At 49.5% G+C, this 19000-nt stretch carries 10 protein-coding genes; all 10 read right to left on the bottom strand.

Translation table 11 applies throughout. The features are described from left to right. Positions 1–209: 209 nt before the first annotated feature. Positions 210–1649: a BT_3987 domain-containing protein gene (locus NW212_RS05085; protein WP_258337564.1), complete on the bottom strand. Its 1440-nt coding sequence runs from the start codon at positions 1647–1649 to the stop codon at positions 210–212. A 6-nt stretch (positions 1650–1655) separates the two neighbouring features. Beyond that, the gene (locus NW212_RS05080) at positions 1656–2546 is read right to left on the bottom strand and encodes a discoidin domain-containing protein (RefSeq protein ID WP_258337563.1); all 891 of its coding nucleotides are present in this window, start codon (positions 2544–2546) and stop codon (positions 1656–1658) included. 39 nt (positions 2547–2585) lie between these two features. Next, a complete protein-coding gene (locus NW212_RS05075; RefSeq protein WP_258337562.1) occupies positions 2586–4274 on the bottom strand; it encodes a RagB/SusD family nutrient uptake outer membrane protein in 1689 nt (562 codons plus the stop codon). Positions 4275–4299: 25 nt separating this feature from the next. Beyond that, positions 4300–7317: a SusC/RagA family TonB-linked outer membrane protein gene (locus tag NW212_RS05070; protein ID WP_258337561.1), complete on the bottom strand. Its 3018-nt coding sequence runs from the start codon at positions 7315–7317 to the stop codon at positions 4300–4302. Between the two features lie 32 nt (positions 7318–7349). Continuing rightward, positions 7350–9251 (bottom strand): RagB/SusD family nutrient uptake outer membrane protein, encoded by a 1902-nt coding sequence (locus tag NW212_RS05065; protein ID WP_258337560.1) that lies wholly within the window; start codon positions 9249–9251, stop codon positions 7350–7352. An 11-nt stretch (positions 9252–9262) separates the two neighbouring features. Beyond that, the gene (locus tag NW212_RS05060) at positions 9263–12379 is read right to left on the bottom strand and encodes a TonB-dependent receptor (protein ID WP_258337559.1); all 3117 of its coding nucleotides are present in this window, start codon (positions 12377–12379) and stop codon (positions 9263–9265) included. Between the two features lie 567 nt (positions 12380–12946). After that, positions 12947–13945 (bottom strand): MBL fold metallo-hydrolase, encoded by a 999-nt coding sequence (locus tag NW212_RS05055; protein ID WP_258337558.1) that lies wholly within the window; start codon positions 13943–13945, stop codon positions 12947–12949. Between the two features lie 21 nt (positions 13946–13966). After that, a complete protein-coding gene (locus tag NW212_RS05050; protein WP_258337557.1) occupies positions 13967–14413 on the bottom strand; it encodes a hypothetical protein in 447 nt (148 codons plus the stop codon). A gap of 64 nt (positions 14414–14477) precedes the next feature. Beyond that, complete coding sequence (locus NW212_RS05045; protein WP_258337556.1) at positions 14478–15470, bottom strand: DUF6340 family protein; 993 nt, start codon at positions 15468–15470, stop codon at positions 14478–14480. A gap of 170 nt (positions 15471–15640) precedes the next feature. After that, the gene (gene secA, locus NW212_RS05040; protein ID WP_258337555.1) at positions 15641–18940 is read right to left on the bottom strand and encodes a preprotein translocase subunit SecA; all 3300 of its coding nucleotides are present in this window, start codon (positions 18938–18940) and stop codon (positions 15641–15643) included. Between the last annotated feature and the right edge of the window lie 60 nt (positions 18941–19000).

The raw sequence follows: 19000 nt of genomic DNA, 5'->3' as shown, positions 1-19000 counted from the left end.
TCATCGTTACACGCCGCTAATGGAAAAAGTAACAAGAATAAAAAAACTTTCCAATAACCCATATTCAAAACGCTATTTTATAGTAGAAAACCGACTGAAAACAAAAAGCCCGTCCAGATTCATCTGCCCCTTTTTCAACAACAAACAATTGAAGAAACAATGGATGTCACAGAACAAACCTGAACGGGCTTCTGCAAATCTATCCCCTATTATTGATAAACGCGGACATAATCCACATAATACTTCATCGGGAACTCTGAATCTGAAGGATCGCCGCCGTTAGAACCTACAGCAAGATTCAGCCAAACATAGGCACCGAAACCTTCGTAATCGTTTGAGAACGGATTCTGATTAGCTCCTTCCAGACTGCCGTCACCTCCACTTCCATTCACAGTCTGACTGAGTGCAATCTCATTCATCAGCTCATCATCGATATACAGGCGCAGATACTCTTCGTCCCAGTCCATCCGCCAGATATGATACTTTTCAGCCCATTGAGGATCTTTAGCTGTAAATTCTTCCAACGGACGGTTGTAAGACTGCCACTTCCCGCTCCAACGTGTGTCAGAGCCCCAGCAGAAATTGGCATGAAGACTTGGTTTTCCATCCACAAGATAATATTCCAGAAGATCGATTTCACCGTTCAACGGCCATTCCCACCAGTTGCCGCAAGTCCAGATAGCCGGCCATGCACCCAAATCGGTCGGGATTTTGGCACGGACAAGCAGACGTCCGTATTTAAACTCAAACTTACCGCTTGAGTTCATGCTGGCAGAAGTATACTCAGCATACTGACGGTTTTTCTTCCAGTCACTGCTGCCGGCTTCATAGTCCGGATTTGCCACACGCTCTCTCTTGGCAATGAACACCATGTTGCCGTTTCCGTCCATTTCGGCGTTGCCTTCCTTCTTGTACCACTGCAGTTCCTGATTCCGCTTGAAACCTTCCTCCAGTCCCCATTTAGCCGGGTCAGGAGCACCCGTACCATTGAACTCGTCATTCCATACCAGCGACATGCCGTCGATTTCCTGCTTCGGGTCTGTCATGTCAGGCTGTGTCGGGTCGAGCTGCGGAAGCTGGAACATCAGCATCAACGTATTGACCACATCATTGATTACCAGAGAAGAAGAGTTGACAATCTGGAGCGGAAGTACAAAGATGGCATTTTCATTCTCCGCCCTGATCGGATCTCTCAACAAAGCGCCACGATGAATTGTGATTGCCACGGAATCTGAAACCGTAGCACCGGCTTTCATCGTAATCTGGTTTGCAGACAAATCATAATACGACTCATCCATCAGAAGGGCATCTTTATATACCTGATAAGCAGTATTTTCCGTAGCAGACAGTTCGATTGCCTTTTGCAAAGAATCGGCCGCTACAACAATATCAACCGTACAGTCAGCCGGAGCCGGCTGATTCTGATAAAGCGAAGCAGAGATATAAATTACGGTATCACTGGTCTGCTCTTCTTCAAGCACAATCTTCTTATTGCAGGAAGAGCCATCCCAGGCATCCCTCGCCTCTTTTATAGCCAGCCACTGATAATCTGTATTGTATCTGTTATCCTCATCGCTGCACCCGGTAGCAATGCACGCCCCGGCTACAAAGGGAAACATCCATTTAGCTATAGTAGTCATTTTTTTCATATGCTTTTAATCTAATTCAACTGTTTCAGGATCATAAACTTCTAATTCAACATCGTAGAACTTGAATTCAGCCATGTGGAAATAACCCGCATTATTCGTAACGGCAGTTACATAATAGCGAAGATGGGTGAACGGTTTTCCAGCATCCACATAATCGCTAACTATATGTGAGCCCCATGTCGATTCGAACCCGCTTAATGTAGTCACCGTTTCCCATTCACTACCATCATTGCTGATTTGCAGTTCAACGACTGTAGGAAATCCTTCTCCACTACCTCCAGAAGCACGATTCCACCACTCAACGGCAAACACCTGATGCTCTTCATTAAAGTTTACCTGAATATAGTGAGGAAGCGGATCCGGATTATGCCAGTTTCCATGAAAAAAATCGTTCGTATTTCCATTCACTAAGTTTTCAATCGGTCCCTCTGTCAGTTCCGGTGCATCTGTATACAACTGGCTTGCGTCCAGCTTCACTTCCGTACGAGCTTTTTCTGTAATCACTATCGGAGCTTTACCCGACACAGCCTTGAACGAAGTCACTTCGCTTCCCTCATTGTTCGCGTTGAATGTCTGGAAGAAGAATTCATATTCACCGAAACGGGCACGTGTGTCGTCAATCAGCATACTGTCCGTTTCCAATGAAGAAATCTTGTAAACCGTTTCATCAAGCAAAGGGTCTGTGTACCATATTTTCAGATACGCATACGCGTCTTCAGACGGTTTCGTCCACTTCAGCTTTATCTGTCCCGGCAAAGCCTCCGAAGTAATGGCCGAAGTCTCGATGGGCGCAGGAGCACCCGTGTACCCCTGCACTTCAAATGTTTCCAGCTTATCGTCACAGCCTGTTCCGAAACAAGCCAATGCAAAAGCCGCAATCATATATTTCAGTTTCATATTACAATACGTTTAAATAATGTTTAAACCAAATTCAAATCACCATCCCGGATTCTGGGTCAGATTCGGGTTTTTGCGGATTTCGCTGTCCGGAATCGGGAACAGATACATCTTGTCGTCCCAGTAGCGCGGTTTCGGCACACGGTTATATGTATATCTGTCGCCATTCTTCGTAATCTGCATTTCAATGATGCTTCTCTGCGATGCTCCATCCTTCCAGCGGCGTACATCCCAGAAACGGTGTCCCTCGAATGCCAGTTCAACCATACGCTCGCGACGGTACTTTTCGGTAAACTCGTCGTTGCTCAAGCCTGTCGGGAAGCCCGGCATATTTACATCCGAACGGCTGCGCACTACATTGACAGCATCTACTGCCGACATGGTAAATGTCCCATCTGTCGCATCGGCAGAACCCAGGTAATTAAACACAGCTTCCGCATAGTTCAAGTAGAACTCGCCCAAACGGTATGTCACCCAGTTGTGGCGCGTAGAACCGCTTCCCGTGGATGTACTGATGTCAATGGTTTTGTCCAGATACTTCTTCAGATAATATCCCGTGGGAGTAGCTCCAGCCAGAGGAAGCCCGTTGCGTCCGCCCTGATAAGTTTCCAGCGGATTCGGATTCGTATCCGGCCATTTGTCACCGTTCACGGCAATTGTCATTGCCAGACGGGGATCACGGCCCGCATACGGGTCTGTCTGGTCATAGCCGCTTCCCGGCTCATCCCACGCAAGTCCCGTAGCCTGCATCTCGTATGCGTCAATCAGCGTCTGCGTCGGACAGTTTCCGGAATTTCCGTTCTCCATACCCACAGGGAAATTGGTTGTTTCCGGCCAGTTCATATCCCCCACGCGGCGAACAAAAATCATCTCGCCAGCCTGCCAATTGTTGGTTCCCCAGATTTCTGAATACTTGCCCAAAGAGATTCCGTTGGCTGTGCAGAAATCGATGACATCCTTGTTGGCCTGAGCCGCCTGCCTCCACAAGTCCGAATTGTTTTCCTTGTTAAAGAGCGGGCTTGCCCAATAAAGCAGCGTGCGCGCTTTCAGAGCCATAACAGCCTGCTTGGTTACACGGCCTCCGTCGGTGCTCGAACCGTTGGCAGCATCTCCCACCAGATCCGAATATCTCACAGGAAGCTGGTCTGCCTCAAGTATCGCATCGCATTCTTTCACAATGAAATCAAACACTTCGGCCACCGGAGTGCGGGTCACCTGATTCGCCTCGTCTTCCGTAAGCACTTTGGTAATCAAAGGCACATCACCGTAGGCACGCGCCAGATTGAAATAGAAATAGGCGCGCAGGAAACGCACTTCATACGGATAGCGGTTGAAGCGTTTCATCTCTGCCTCGTAATCCTTGTCATACTTCAGTTCCGAGAAGTCCGCGTTCACATATTCCGTCAAAAAGAAGTTTGCCCTGCGGATGCCTGCAAAGTCCCAGCGGCTGTAAGGGTTCGACGGACTCCAGCGTCCGTCGGTATATCCGAACACGGACGACCAGCTCCACGCATATTCCGACTCATCGCAGGCGGAACAGAGAGAACCGTCGGTGGGAATATCCGAATCCAGAAAGCTGTAGATGTCGGTCACAACACCTGCCGTACGGTCGAAGTCGGTAAACACATAGTTCTTGTCGTATGTCGTATATTCGTGATAGTCCAAGTCGGCACACGAAACCATCAGCGACATACAAGCCAACCCGAATAATATTCTTTTCTGTTTCATAGTCTTTTCTTTTACCTTTTAATAATCAGAATCCTACAGACAGACCCACATTGATGGAGCGCGTGGTAGGTATTCCGTTGCCCAATGACGCGGGATCGATTTCATTGATATGGTCCCAGCAGAACAGGTCGACACCTCTCACATACACCTTCGCCGTGTTCAGATGCCATTTGCTGATGAGCGAATACGGAAGCTTGTAATAGATTTCCATATTGCGCAATTTCAGGAACGAACCGTTTTCAAGCCATACAGAACTGCTCTGCGTGTTGTTCTGCACAGTCTGTGTAGTCAGACGCGGGTAGCGTGCTGTCGGATTCTCCGGAGTCCAGCGGTTGGCATAGTAATAGTTCGAAATGGCGTTTCCGTCAGTCAGCGGACGGTAAAGTCCGCTCAACGTTGTCCACGAAGTATAGTGTCCCAGTCCCTGGAAGAACGCATTGACACCGATGCCCTTCCATTCCAGTCCGACATTGAAGCCGTAATAGATTTCGGGCACGCTCGAATTGTAGCCCAAAGCCACCTGGTCGAACTCGTCAATGAAACCGTCGTTGTTCTGGTCCTTGTATTTGATGTCACCAGGCTTCACTTCACCGAAACGCTGTTCGGGACTGTAGTCGATATCAGCCTGGTCAACGAAATAACCGATAGCCTGATAGCCGAAGATCTGTCCCACCGGCTTGCCTGTGCTGTACAGGTAATCGTATGCCTTGGTTTCTTCCAGCTGTTCCTTGATGATGTTCTTCGTGAAGCTGAACGTACCGCCGAGATTCAGTCGGAAGTCGCCGAACTTCTTCATATAGTCAAGGCCGATTTCAACGCCTTTCGTATCCACGATTCCGGCATTCTCGTAAGCGGGAGTAGCTCCCAGCACCGACGAATATTTGCCGCCCGTAGTAACCCAGATGTCCTGCCGTCTTTCATAGAACCCGTCCACCATCAGCGTCAGACCGCCGAACAGCGTGGCGTCCACACCGATATTATACTTATATCCCTTTTCAGTGGTTCCGCCCAACGAAGGAAGCTGCCCTTCCGTATAAGGGCTTCCGCTGTTGCTGAAGTTATCCTGAATGGGATAGCCGCTGCCGCCCACCATCTGTGTATACCAGTAGCCGTTGTACGGAATGTTGTCCGTATTGATGATGCCGAACGAACCGCGCAGTTTCAGGAAGTTGATCCACGAAACGTCTTTCATGAAACTTTCATTCGTGATGTTCCATGCCAGACCTACGGTAGGCGACACATGCCACTGGTTGCCGGTTTCAAGCAGGTTGGAAGCCGAAGCTACCAAAGCGAAATCAAGGAAATAGCGGTTCTTGAATCCGTAATGGGTATACCACGACCAGTTGCAGTGATACAGTGTAGAATTGATGTTTACGTTGTTGTCATACTTATAGGTATACATCAATGTCGTATAGACCTTGTGGTCGCCGAACTGACGCTGCCAGTCCACATTCGCCATGAAGTTGAACGAACGGTACTGCCAGTCCAGCTTGCTTCCGCCTGCCATTTCCGTATCTTCACCGCCCGTAAACTCATTGAACGAACTCGGTTTGCCGTCAGTCCATCCCGTCACCGACGTGCTTCCATAACGGTATGACATCGTATGGTCTTCCCAATAAGAAGCCACCTTGTCATAGCCCATGCGGAAAGACGCGCCCAGCCCTTCGGTAATGGCCGACAAATCCTGACGCAAGGTCATGTCTGCCCACAAGCCGAGTGTATGGCCTTTCGAATAGCCCCGTCCCTGCACCAGCGCTACCGGGTTGGAAGTACCGCTCCAGGTGGCGTTACCTCCCCACAGTCCGTCTTCCGTGCGGATAGGGAAAGCGGCGGAAGGAGTGGTATACAGTTTGCCTATCAAGTCGTCGCTGCCCAATCCCGGACGGCTGAACTCGTTCAAGGTTCCCATGATGTTCACCTGCAGTTTGGTAGTCGAAGTAACGTCAATGTCCAGGTTGCTTCTCAAGTTGGCTTTCGAATACTTTTCCTGTGTAGAAAATCCTTCAGGAGAATTGGTGTTGGCATAGAAACCGCGTCCGTTCTGCAGGTTAAGCATCGTGAAGTAGCGCAGCTTGGAAGAACCGCCGCGGAAAGTCAGCGTAGCGATGTCCGACTTGCCCCTGTCACGGTAAACCTCGTCCCACCAGTTGACATTCGGATAGTAGTAAGGATATTGTCCGCTCTTGAAGGCATCCAGTTCGTTCTGCGTATAGCGTGCAGAAAGCCCGTCGTTTGCCCGTGCCTCGTTCATGGCCATCGCATAGGTATAGGCATCGGCCATTTCCGGGATACGGTTCTGATAAGTGAATCCATGATCATAAGAGAAAGTGATGTCGCGGGATTTGTATTTGCCTCGCTTGGTCACAATGTTGAGCACACCGTTGATACCCTTGTAGCCATAGAGGGCGATGGCAGCGGCATCACGCAGCACCGTAACCGATTCAACTTCTTCGGGCGACAGGTAGCGCAGCACATTGTAGGCGTTGTCACGCTCCAGTCCGTCAACCACTACAAGGATTCCGTTGTTTCCGTTCAGCGACTTCTGTCCGCGGATGAACATCGAGGGAATCTGCTCCCACATCACTCCGGTAGTCTGCATGTTCGTCAGACCTGCCACATTGCCGTACATCGAATTGCCCAATGTATAGGAAGAGCGGTTGTCAATCTTGTCGCTGTAAACCACCGAAGCAGAACCGGTGGACTCACCGTATGTCTGGTTCAGTCCGAAGCCGTAGTTCACCTTCTCCGAAGCCAGATCCATGACAATCGTCATGCTCTTTCCGACCTCCACATCCACGGTCTTCACCGCATCGTACGGAGTAAGAATCTGAAGTTTCGCATCCTTTATTGCAGGAATGACGAACTTGCCGGTAGCATCTGTAGAAACCATCGATTCAGGCTCTCCGACTACAGTCACGGCAGCTCCCGACACAGGATTTCCCGACCGGTCGAACACCACCCCGGTCACGTCAACCTTTTCCTGAGCCATCGCGTGCATACCCATACACGCAAGCATAGTCAAAGTCAATATTTTTTTCTTCATCGTTTTCTGTTTTAAAATTTAAAGAATAAGCATTACCAGCCCGGATTCTGAACCAGACCATAACCCTTGTTCACTTCGCTTACCGGGAAAGCGGCAAGATACCATTTCGGATCGAATCCGTTCCACCAAGAACGTCCTGAGTTGGAGAGCTGGAAAGATGTGTAAGTAAACTGGGTAGGTTTCGGACCTCTTGAAGCTTCCGGCTTGTCCGACCATGAGCCTGTTCCGCCATCGGCACGCTGTATCAGCAGACCGTGCAGCGGACGCTGGAACAAATCGGCACGCTTGTAGCGGATCATATCAAAGAAACGCACGTCTTCCAGTCCGAGTTCGCAGGCACGCTCGTTCAGAATAGCTTCGAGCACCTTGTCAGAAGAACTTACGTCTACACCGCTCTCTCTCAATCCTTTCAGGCCGACACGGTCGCGGATTATATTCACCTGAGCGATGGCATCGTCTGTCCTGTCGGCTTTCAGCAACGCTTCGGCATAAATCAGATACATTTCAGCCAGACGCAGGTAAGGCCATTGCGGATAAGTGTTGGCAAGACTGTTCGCTCCTTCCAGATAGAATTTGTAAAGCCCGAATCCCGTAGCGTACATGCCTGTTTCGGTATGTGTGCTGTTGGCATTCTCGCGTCCGCCGTCCCAAAGCTCTACCTGACGGCCGCTGTACGTAGCGCCGTTCACCAGAATGGTTTCATACAGACGCGGGTCGCGCGTGGGCTGGTTGTTGTCGTTATCCTTGAAGAACATTGTGTTTTCATTCACCGCCTTGTAGAAATCGAACGGAGTACCGTCACTCATCGGGAACATTTCCATATACTCCAGCGTCGGCGTATTACATCCGTTGATGACAGGTCCGTTGCCGTCAACCCAATAATATTTCCAGGCATCCCAGCTATTGAACTTGCCGATGTAGCGTGTGGTGATCAGCAACTCCATATTGTCCTGTGAAGTCAGGTATGCATGGCGGAAAGCTTCACGGTAGCTCTGGCAGTCAGTCTTTGCAGACTTCATCAGTTCGTAATGTCCTTTTGAAGCCAATGTTTCAAAGAAATCCTCACAGGCATCCAGACATTCCGTCCACAGTTCCGGCTTGTAGCCGCCATACCAAACCATGTGATTGGTGACAGCTTCCTGCGGTTCTGCCGTACAATACGGCTGCGAATCATTGAACAGCGGACTTGCCGCAAAGAGCAGGATCTTGCATTTCAAGCCCATTGCACTCGCCTGAGTCATACGCCCCTGCCAGTTCGATTCGCCGTCGGCGGTCAAATCCCACGGAAGCACCCCAGCCGCCTCATCGCAGAGCCGGGTCATGAACTTCACGGTTTCGTCCACCGTACCGCGCGGCACCTGATAATCGTTTTCGGCTTCAAACGAACCTTCCACAATAGGCAGTCCGCCAAAATGACGGAACATGTCGAAATAGCGTGCGGCTATAATCACTTTGGCTTCCGCTTTCAGCCGTTCCTTCTCGTCAGCCTCCATATCGGGCACACGGTCTACATTCTCAATGAATATCCACGCTGAACGGATTGCCTGCCAGGTTTCCTCTTTCGTAAATCCGAAACGGGTTTCCGACGTATTGTCTTCCGTTACAGCCGTATAGGTTCCGGAATAGTAGTGACGGTTCAGCCCGTCCCACGAGTTATGGCTGTGGAAACAGTCGGACAAGGCTTCAAACATGCCCTGGTTCATCTTTCCGTCCACATCGTTCCAGTATGTCGGTATTCCGTAATACAGTTTCGAATAAGTGTCCCACAGGAAGCGGCGGGCATATTCCGCCTTGCCGAAGATAGAATCCTGCGTAACGGCCACACTCGGCGCCTTTTCCAAAAAGCTGTCGCCGAACTTGATTTCATCCACACACGACGTAGCCACTACGGAGCCGAGGGATGCCATCATCAACCATTTTCCTATATGTTTCATAGATTAAGATTTTAGAATCCAACTTTTAAACCAATATTAATCACGCGAGTCAGCGGATAGTTCGGACGGTCGCTCTGACGCGATTCCGGGTCACCCCACATGAAACTGCTGATTGTAAACAGATTGTATGCGCTTGCATAAAGGCGGAACTGGTTCATTCCGATTTTCTTCATGAAAGGCATGTCGAAATTGTAGCCCACTTCAAGACTCTTCAGACGGAGGTAGCTGGCATTGCACAGATACAGGTCGCACTGACGGTAGTTATTTGCCTGAGCAGTTGCAGATATACGCGGGAATTTCGCCGTATAAGTATCTTCAGAAGAACGCCAAGTGTTCTCGTACTGATAGAGCAGAAGTCCCTTGTTCTGCGTATCGCCCAAAGGCTGTCTGAATTCCGAAAGCAGACGGTCTACGTTCCATGCGCCGGTAAACTGCGCGGTCACGTCCCATCCCTTCCAGCTGAAGCCGATATTCAGACCGGCGGTATATTCCGGCGTATCGGTAAAGCTGAGGTCGCGGCTGGCATCGTCACCGTCGATCACACCGTCTTTATTCAGGTCGACAAACACGGCATCACCCGGTTTCAGCGTCAGACCATGGTCGGCGATAGGAATACCGAATTCAGACCGGTATCTCGCATCAGCCGTTTCGTCATAGAAGCCCCAGAACTTATAGATGGAACGCGAGCCGATGGTACGCCCGGTTTCATACATCCATTCCTCGTTCTGCTTCACCTCGTTCATGTAAACGATTTTGTTGCGCGCGAACGAGAGATTGAAGTTCGCCCAGTAACGGAACTCGTCACCTATCTTGTCGTTCCATTTCAACTGGATTTCATAACCGTGGTTTTCTGTCTTTCCGACGTTCATGATAGGCAGGGTCATACCCAAAATGCCCGGCATGTAAGTCGGCTGGCTGAGAATATCGCGACGTTTCTCCTTAAAATAATCAAAACTAATACCTAATTTTTCATTGAAAACAAACAAGTCTACACCATAATTCTGCTTCACAGCTTTTTCCCACGTCACGTCCGGATTCGATTTTGTCGATTCATACGCGCCCGGCTGGTTGCTTCCCGCCATACCGAAATTATATCCGTCGCCGCCCAGCACGTATGCGTCCGGCAGATAGAGGAAACGGTTGTTTCCGTTGTTGTCATTACCTACCATACCGACTGATGCACGCAGCTTCACGTAGTTCACATATTTCTTGATCGGCTTGAAAAAATTCTCTTCACTGAGCACCCATCCGATAGAACCGGCAGGGAAGAATCCGTAACGCTTGCCCGGGGCGAAGTTTTCGGAACCGTTGTAGCCGGCATTGAACTCTGCCATGTAGCGGGTCTTGTAGTCGTATGTGACACGGCCCACAAAACCTACATACGCCGAAGGAATATCATCGTAAGTTCCGCCCGGATAGTAACGCTTCGACTGGTTGTAGAGCAGCAAAGCTCCTACGCTATGATCGCCGAACTGACGGTTGTAGTTCAATGAAGCTTCCATATACCAGTCGCGGGCTTTTCCGGTGCTGTTCATGCCATATGAAAGCTGAGAATCGGTACCTTCCTTACGGTAACCGATCGAACCGTCTTCATTGAGTACAGGATAATAGTATGCCTTTGAAGAGCTTGACTTCTTCTCTGTCCAGTAGCTCGAGTTATACGAACCTTTAATCTTAAGCGAAAGCCCCTTGGTGATGAAGTCGAGTTTCTGGTCCAGCATCAGGTCGACATTCAGCACGTTCGTTGTCAGCATTCGCGCACCCTTGCCGTAGTAAACGTTCAGACCGTCCGCACCGGTGAAAGGCAGATAGTCCGGATTGGAAAGGACATGCTTTCCGTCCACGATGCCGGCTCCGGCAAACGGAACGGCCCAATACAGCTGGCGGAACAATTCGTCCTGGCTTCCCACCGATTCCGGCGTACGCTTCGACTCGATACGTCCGCCGATGTTGACTGAAACCAGCGTGGACTTCGAAACGTCAAAGTCGAGGTTCGCACGGTAGTTGTAACGCTTGTAGTTGAAGTTGAAGTCATCCGTTGCGGCAAGCTGCTTGAACATACCGTCCTGGGTAAACATACCGGCAGAAACGAAGTAACGCATACGGTCGGTACCTCCGGAGATGTTCACGTTGTGCTGCGACTGGAAAGACGCCTTGTTCATACAGTAGTCTATCCAGTTGATGTCCGGATACAGGATGGGGTCGGTATGGTCGCGGAACTTGATGAGCTGTTCCTCTGTAAACGTAGGCACACCGCCGTCATTCACCATCATGTCATTGTAATAGGAAGCATACTGGTAAGAGTTCGCGAAATCCAACTGGCGGGTCCGCAAGTTGACTCCGGCAGAAGTGGAGAACGAAATCTTCGCCTTTCCTTCCTTACCGCGTTTGGTGGTGATAAGGATAACACCGTTCGCACCGCGCACACCAAACACGGCGGTAGCCGAAGCATCCTTCAGCACGGTGATGCTCTCCACTTCGTTCGGGTCGATCTGCGAGAACTCACGTTCCACACCGTCCACCTGGATCAACGGAGCCGCATTGTTCCATGTAGCGATACCGCGCACATACAAGTCCGCATCATCGGCACCCGGCTCACCGGAATACTGGACCGAAGAAATACCTGTCACCTGACCTGAAAGCACATTCGAAAGTGAACCGGCAGGAGTCTTCAGCAAATCGTCACCCTTCATGGAAGAAATGGCACCCGTAATCGTCACCTTTTTCTGCGCGCCGTAAGCCACAACCTCTACTTCGCCCAGCATCTGGGAATCGTCTTCAAGCACCACATGCAGTTCCTTTCCCGGACTGTATTGGGTGATGACCTGGTCCTTATAACCGATAAAAGAGATTTTGATTTTCCCGCCCTTGGGAACCTGCAGGGAGAACCTGCCGTCGAAATCTGTAATAACTCCGATTGTGGTACCTTCCACAACCACACTTGCACCGATAATGCCCTCTCCATTCGTATCAACAACTATACCTTTAATAGTCTGCTGCTGCTGGACAGCCTGAACCTCCGCAACAGAGCCGGCCGCCGAAACCGCAAAAGGAGAAAGAGCCATGAAACCCGTGCATGCCATCCACGCCACCCATTTAGGGTTTTGTCTTAATGAATCTGATTTCATTGTTTTTCTCAGTTTTAAATTAAGGATAATAATTCTCTCACATGGCCGAACATTCATTTGCAAACGGCAACAAATATTCATACCAACGCTTGCAAATATATTAAACTAACATCGCATAATTTAATAAAAATCATGCAAGAAACATATAAAAATTGTTCATAACATGCTTTCAGATATGCCTGGAGGCGAATTTAGCTTTCAATAATTCGTCAATGATAAAAAAACATTTCAAATCTTATCATAAGGAATATTAACAGAGGTTCCGGCTGTTCCGCTCTTCCAGCCTACTCAGACTCTCAAACGGAAGTCTGAAAAAAGGAAAGCAAAGCACGGATATTCTTGCAAACAGGCCAATGACAACAAGTAGATGTCAAGAATTAGTTTATGCAAAATCTGTCTGTTCTGAAACGCAGATTAACGCGGATTTTCGCAGATGATTGCGCTAATTATCTGCTTTGAATCTGCGTTAATCTGTGTTTCTGATAATATCATTCAGAGCCTGTTTCAATTTTGCTCTGCCTCGGCTTGAGAATTGTTTTCAAGGATGTTTTTCGGGCCAATAAGCATTCAGCGCAGACGCTGCAGCTTGACTATTTCGCCCAACTCCGGAATAATTACGTTTATACCACGCTTTTTCGCCTCATCCGCAAACACATGCGGAGGATCGAACAGCGGTTCATCAGACAGATCGAACGTGCCATAGTGCATCGGAATGGTAACGCGCGCATGCATTTCTTCCGAAGCTGTCAGCGCATCGTAAGGAGAAATGTGGTTGGGCTTCATAAACCAGCGCGGCTTATAGGCGCCTATGCCTATCATGCAATAGTCAATATGAGGGAAAAGCCCGGGAAGTTCGCTGAAATGAGCCGCATATCCCGTATCGCCGCTGTTATATATGGTAATGCCATCGGCCTGAATCATAAATGATCCCCACAGACGGATACCGCCGTCGTTCACACCCCGCTTGCTCCAGTGCTGGGCAGGAAGGAAAGTCAGGCGCAAATCGCCGTCGGCATACTGCTCGTACCATCCGGCCTCAATGGTCTGCAGCTCAGGGAACCAGCCTTGTATAAGCGTGCCCGTATTCAAACCGCAAAACAGCTTCATCTGCGGATTATCTTTGACCAGACGCTCCACGCTCGGCTTGTCGAGATGATCAAAATGGTCGTGGCTGATAAGAAGATAGTCAATGTTCCGGAAAATTGAAGGATTGGCAGGAAACTGGCTCCGCCGCTTGACGAACGGTATGCTTCCATAAACCGGATCAATCATGAAGCGTTTGCCTCCCAACTGGAGAAAAAACGAATTGTGCCCCAGCCAGATCAGGGAATTTCCGACAACAGCGTCCAACGAGCGCAGGTAATGCACCTTCGGATTCCATTTGACTGTCCGTTTCTCCTTGCGCTGGGGATTGGGAGAGAGCCGCCATTTCAGAACACTTCCTACCCCCGGCCTCCACCTGTGCTGACGGTTGAAGAATTTCCCGTTCACATTCGGATTCCCCCTCCAGTGCGGATTGACGCACTGAAGTTTCTCATTCCGACGGAATATGATGCGCTCCCCCATAAAGACAAAGCCAATAAAAAGTTATTTTTCAAGCAAATCTTTCAAAAATGCGTCAAGCTCTTCGTCAAGCCCTTTCAACAACTCCCCATCAAGCAGCAAAGTGTCATCATCAAGCAGCAGGAGTTCGCACACCGTTTCTTTCTCGTCGTCGACAAGCACAAACGAATAGGGCTTCAACAACGACAAATGCTCAAACACTCCTTCGTCTTTCAAAGCTGTCAGAACTTTTTTCAGCACCGGCTCCACCACGTCGTAAAAATCATCCGATTCATAATTCACCCATTCCTCGATGATGGCCCGCGCCAGTTCTTCCTCATCGTCATTGAAAACAAGCAGTTCGCCGCTGTCTGAATTAGGCTGCACGTGGATATCCGTAACGGCCGAGTTTTCATCTCCCCCGGCATATCCGGACACTGCCTCACGAAAAGCTGCAGCCAATGCAGAATATGATTGTTCGCTCAGTTCCATAAGTCCTTAATTTTTTCATACCTCAAATGTACAAAAAAAATGACTTACACAAGAATTATTCGCATTAATTGTTTTCAAAACGGCTCATCTGGGAGTGCAGATGCAGAAAATCCGTTGCCCGCTTCGACAATTGCAAGGAATTGAACTTCCATACCATATCTTCTTCCGAACCGTCTTTGATATAAGGTTTTGCCTTGTCAAGCCAATCTTTCGCCTCATCCAGCCTCCCCTCCATTTCTGCAGCCAAAGACAGGTTCAATGCAGCATGTGCCTTCATATTTCCCGACTTGCGTCCGTCGTACAGCTGCTTCCACAAGCTGTACGCTCCCCGCCAGTCGCCTTCGTTCACAGATATGGCAGCGTCCCGCATCTCTACGCATCCCCCCGCATAATAGATGCGTTCGGCCGGAGTCCAGTACGGCACCAGTTCCCGCCCCATCGCTGCAGCCGAAAAACGGGCCATCTCAGTGATCATCCTTATGTCCGACGGAACATCATTCAGATTCCATTCGACACTGTCTGCCGAAACCACCGCATACAAAGGCTTCTCCCTGACAGGAGAATAGACATGCAACACAGAAGTCACCCTTGTACGGACAACGGGCCAGGATTCAAACATCCCGGGATATTCAACCAGCTTCTTTTCATTGGAAATAAAGACCCTGTCGAGCGAAAAGATTACGTCAACGCCCAAATCAGCGGCCAGCTTCTTCACTTCGTCGTGCGTAAGGGGACGGTAGCCGTTTCCCTCCGCCCGCAAGTCATTCAAGGCCGAATCGCATATAATCACCTGGTCAAAATATTTGGCATCGGCAAGCACATCGGCCAGGGCTTCGGTAGAAAGTTTTCCGCTGCCGTCAAATGTGCCCAAAGTTGCCAGATTGTTTTTCGCTTTGGGAATTACAGGCATATTGTTTACCACGGCAACCGTCTGCACCTGTACAGGCAGGGTGACTTTCGCCGGACACAGCTGCTCGAAAGAGAACGTCTGTATGGAGCTGCACGAGAACAGCCCGCAGACACATATCAGGAAACATAAGACACGTACGTTCATCATACACATACAAGATTGGTTTACATCCACAAATGTACAAAAATAATGCAGACGGCAAATAAGCGTGTGTTTAAATTTTCCTACAAGCTGCTGCTGGGGAAGCGCTTGCAAGCCACAAAAAACGCCGCCCGGAAAATTCCGGAACGGCGTTCACATCGTTTCATCCGATAAGATTACATATTCTTTCCGTGGCAGTTCTTGTATTTCAAACCGCTTCCGCACGGACACGGATCATTGCGTCCGATCTTCTTTTCCGCATGATACGGCTGCTGCTTTGGCTGTTCGCGTGTGTCGCGTGAAGCAGCCGCCTGCTGGTTCGGATCGGCAAGATCCTGTTTCTCTTCCCTGTACTGTTGCTGCGGACGCTGGGGTTCCGGAGCCGCTTCACGAACCTGCTGAGGTTCCTGCACCGGAATCTGGGCACGCATCAGGACAGAAACCGTATTGTTGTTGATCTTGTTCACCATATTGTCGAACAGGTTGACCGATTCAAGCTTAAATATCAGCAGCGGATCTTTCTGTTCGTAGCTTGCGTTCTGAACCGAATGCTTCAAGTCGTCCAGTTCGCGCAGGTTTTCTTTCCAGGCATCATCAATCGTATGAAGCAGGATGGCCTTTTCAAACGCCTTTACAATAGCCTTCGATTCCGTTTCGTATGCCTCCTTCAGATTTACGGAAATGTTATACATACGCTTTCCGTCGGTAATGGGAATCATGATGTTCTCATAAATCTGTCCCTGGTTTTCATAAACCTGCTTGATGACCGGGTTGGCAATCTGCGCCATACGGTCCATCTTACGCTTGAAGATCTCCATTGCGGAATCAAATGTTTTGTTTGCCAGTTCCTCTTTCTTCTTGTTGCGGAAGTCTTCTTCCGTGAACGGAGTTTCCATGGCAAGTGTCTGGAACATTTCCATGCGCGCATCATCAAACGCAGGCTGTTCAACGGCATAGCAGCAGCGGTCCCAAATCATATTGGCGATATCCATGCCGATACGTTCGCCCATCAACGCGTGGCGGCGCTTGGTGTAAACCACAGTACGCTGCTTGTTCATCACATCATCATATTCAAGCAAGCGCTTGCGGATACCGAAGTTGTTTTCTTCCACCTTCTTCTGCGCACGCTCGATCGAATTCGAAATCATCTTATGTTCAATCATCTCCCCTTCCTTGAAGCCGAGCTTGTCCATCACATGGGCAATGCGGTCGGAAGAGAAAAGACGCATCAGGTCATCTTCCAATGAAACAAAGAATACGGAAGAACCCGGGTCACCCTGACGTCCGGCACGACCGCGCAACTGACGGTCTACACGGCGCGACTCGTGGCGTTCCGTACCGATAATCGCCAAACCTCCGGCAGCCTTCACTTCCGGACTCAGCTTGATGTCCGTACCACGGCCCGCCATGTTGGTAGCGATAGTCACCGTCGAACTCTGGCCGGCCTTGGCAACGATTTCGGCTTCCTTCTGATGCAGTTTCGCATTCAGCACGTTGTGCGGAATCTTCCGCATGTCAAGCATCTTGCTCAACATTTCAGAGATTTCGACAGAAGTAGTGCCCACCAGCACCGGACGTCCTGCAGCCACCATCTTCTCGATTTCCTCAATCACAGCCTTGTATTTTTCACGCTTCGTCTTATAGACACGGTCGTTCATGTCGACACGTGCAATCGGACGGTTGGTAGGAATGACCACAACATCGAGCTTGTAAATGTCCCAGAACTCTCCCGCTTCCGTTTCGGCAGTACCGGTCATACCGGCCAGCTTATGGTACATACGGAAATAGTTCTGCAAGGTAATCGTTGCGAAAGTCTGCGTGGCAGCTTCTACCTTCACACCCTCTTTCGCTTCAACAGCCTGATGCAGCCCGTCGCTCCAGCGACGTCCTTCCATGATACGTCCGGTCTGCTCGTCAACGATTTTCACCTGTCCGTCCATCACTACATAGTCCGTGTCGCGTTCAAACATCGTGTAAGCCTTCAGCAACTGGTTGATGGTATGCACGCGCTCCGACTTGATGGCATAGTTGGTGAGCAGCTCGTCTTTCTGCGCCAGTTTCTCTTCATCGGTCAGTTCTTTCCGGTTTTCAAGTTCAGAAAGCTGCGCGGCGATATCGGGAAGCACAAACAATGTAGGATCCTGCGAGTTGCCTGTAATCAGGTCAATACCCTTATCCGTAAGGTCTGCACTCTTCAGCTTCTCATCGATTACGAAATACAACGGTTCAACGGCCTCCGGCATACGCTTGTTGTTCTGCTCCATATAAATCTCTTCAGTCTTCAGCATGCCGGCCTTGATACCCGGTTCGCTGAGGAACTTGATGAGCGGCTTGTTTTTAGGAAGAGCCTTGTGGCTGCGGAACAGTGCCAGGAATCCGGCCTCCTGATCTTCTTTCTTGTCAGAAGCAATCAGGCGTTTCGCATCGGCAAGGAACTGAGTGGCGAGCTTGCGCTGCGCCTCAACCAGACGTTCAACCAACGGACGGAGGGTTTCAAACAACTGCTGGTCGCCTTTCGGCACCGGACCGGAAATGATCAGCGGAGTACGCGCGTCATCAATCAGCACCGAGTCCACCTCGTCGACAATTGCATAGTTATGCTTGCGCTGCACCAGATCTTTCGGAGAAATGGCCATGTTGTCACGCAGATAGTCGAAGCCAAATTCATTGTTCGTACCGAAAGTAATGTCGGCCATATATGCACGGCGGCGAGCCTCAGAGTTCGGCTGGTGCTTGTCAATACAGTCTACACTCAAGCCATGGAACATATAGAGCGGTCCCATCCACTCCGAGTCACGTTTTGCCAGGTAATCGTTGACAGTCACTACATGCACGCCGTTTCCTGTCAGTGCATTCAAGAATACCGGAAGTGTGGCCACAAGCGTCTTACCTTCACCTGTAGCCATCTCAGCGATCTTGCCTTGATGCAGAACCACACCGCCAAACAACTGCACATCGTAGTGAATCATGTTCCAGACAGTTTCATTTCCTCCTGCCTGCCAATGATTCTTCCAAATGGCCTTGTCGTCCTCCAAACGGACAAAGTCATGTCCCTTTGCCGCCAGTTCACGGTCGAAATCCGTAGCGGTCACAACCAGCTCTTCGTTTTCAGTGAAGCGGCGGGCGGTATCCTTGACAATAGCAAAAGCAGTGGGGAGCACTTCATTAAGAGCCTCCTCATATTTGTCAAGCACTTCCTTTTCCAGCTTGTCTATCTGGTTAAAGATAACTTCACGCTTTTCTATTTCAGTATTCTCAATAGAAGCCTTCAGATCATCAATCTTCTTGTTCAATTCGGCAGCAGAATCCTTGATGTATTTCTTCAGTTCTACCGTTTTGGCACGTAGTTCGTCGTTGGACAGCTTCGATATCTCAGGATATACGGCTTTCACTTTTTCAACCCACGGCTGAATCTCTTTCATGTCGCGCGTAGCCTTGTTACCGAACAGCTTGCTTATAAATTCATTGAATCCCATCTTATGTTATAGTTTTTATTATTATCAAAAATTAAATTGAAACCGATAGGCGTTTTTCAT

Source organism: Bacteroides sp. ET225, assembly GCF_024733745.1.
GTDB lineage: Bacteria > Bacteroidota > Bacteroidia > Bacteroidales > Bacteroidaceae > Phocaeicola > Phocaeicola excrementipullorum.
The sequence above is the reverse complement of the archived record's forward strand: the minus strand, read 5'-3'. Positions and strand labels throughout refer to the sequence as shown.

Coding starts and splice junctions, on each gene's coding strand:
- NW212_RS05070 (WP_258337561.1), bottom strand. CDS start 7,317: ATGAAGAAAAAAATATTGACTTTGACTATGCTTGCGTGTATGGGTATG.
- NW212_RS05050 (WP_258337557.1), bottom strand. CDS start 14,413: ATGGAACTGAGCGAACAATCATATTCTGCATTGGCTGCAGCTTTTCGT.
- NW212_RS05055 (WP_258337558.1), bottom strand. CDS start 13,945: ATGGGGGAGCGCATCATATTCCGTCGGAATGAGAAACTTCAGTGCGTC.
- NW212_RS05085 (WP_258337564.1), bottom strand. CDS start 1,649: ATGAAAAAAATGACTACTATAGCTAAATGGATGTTTCCCTTTGTAGCC.
- NW212_RS05045 (WP_258337556.1), bottom strand. CDS start 15,470: ATGATGAACGTACGTGTCTTATGTTTCCTGATATGTGTCTGCGGGCTG.
- secA (WP_258337555.1), bottom strand. CDS start 18,940: ATGGGATTCAATGAATTTATAAGCAAGCTGTTCGGTAACAAGGCTACG.
- NW212_RS05065 (WP_258337560.1), bottom strand. CDS start 9,251: ATGAAACATATAGGAAAATGGTTGATGATGGCATCCCTCGGCTCCGTA.
- NW212_RS05080 (WP_258337563.1), bottom strand. CDS start 2,546: ATGAAACTGAAATATATGATTGCGGCTTTTGCATTGGCTTGTTTCGGA.
- NW212_RS05075 (WP_258337562.1), bottom strand. CDS start 4,274: ATGAAACAGAAAAGAATATTATTCGGGTTGGCTTGTATGTCGCTGATG.
- NW212_RS05060 (WP_258337559.1), bottom strand. CDS start 12,379: ATGAAATCAGATTCATTAAGACAAAACCCTAAATGGGTGGCGTGGATG.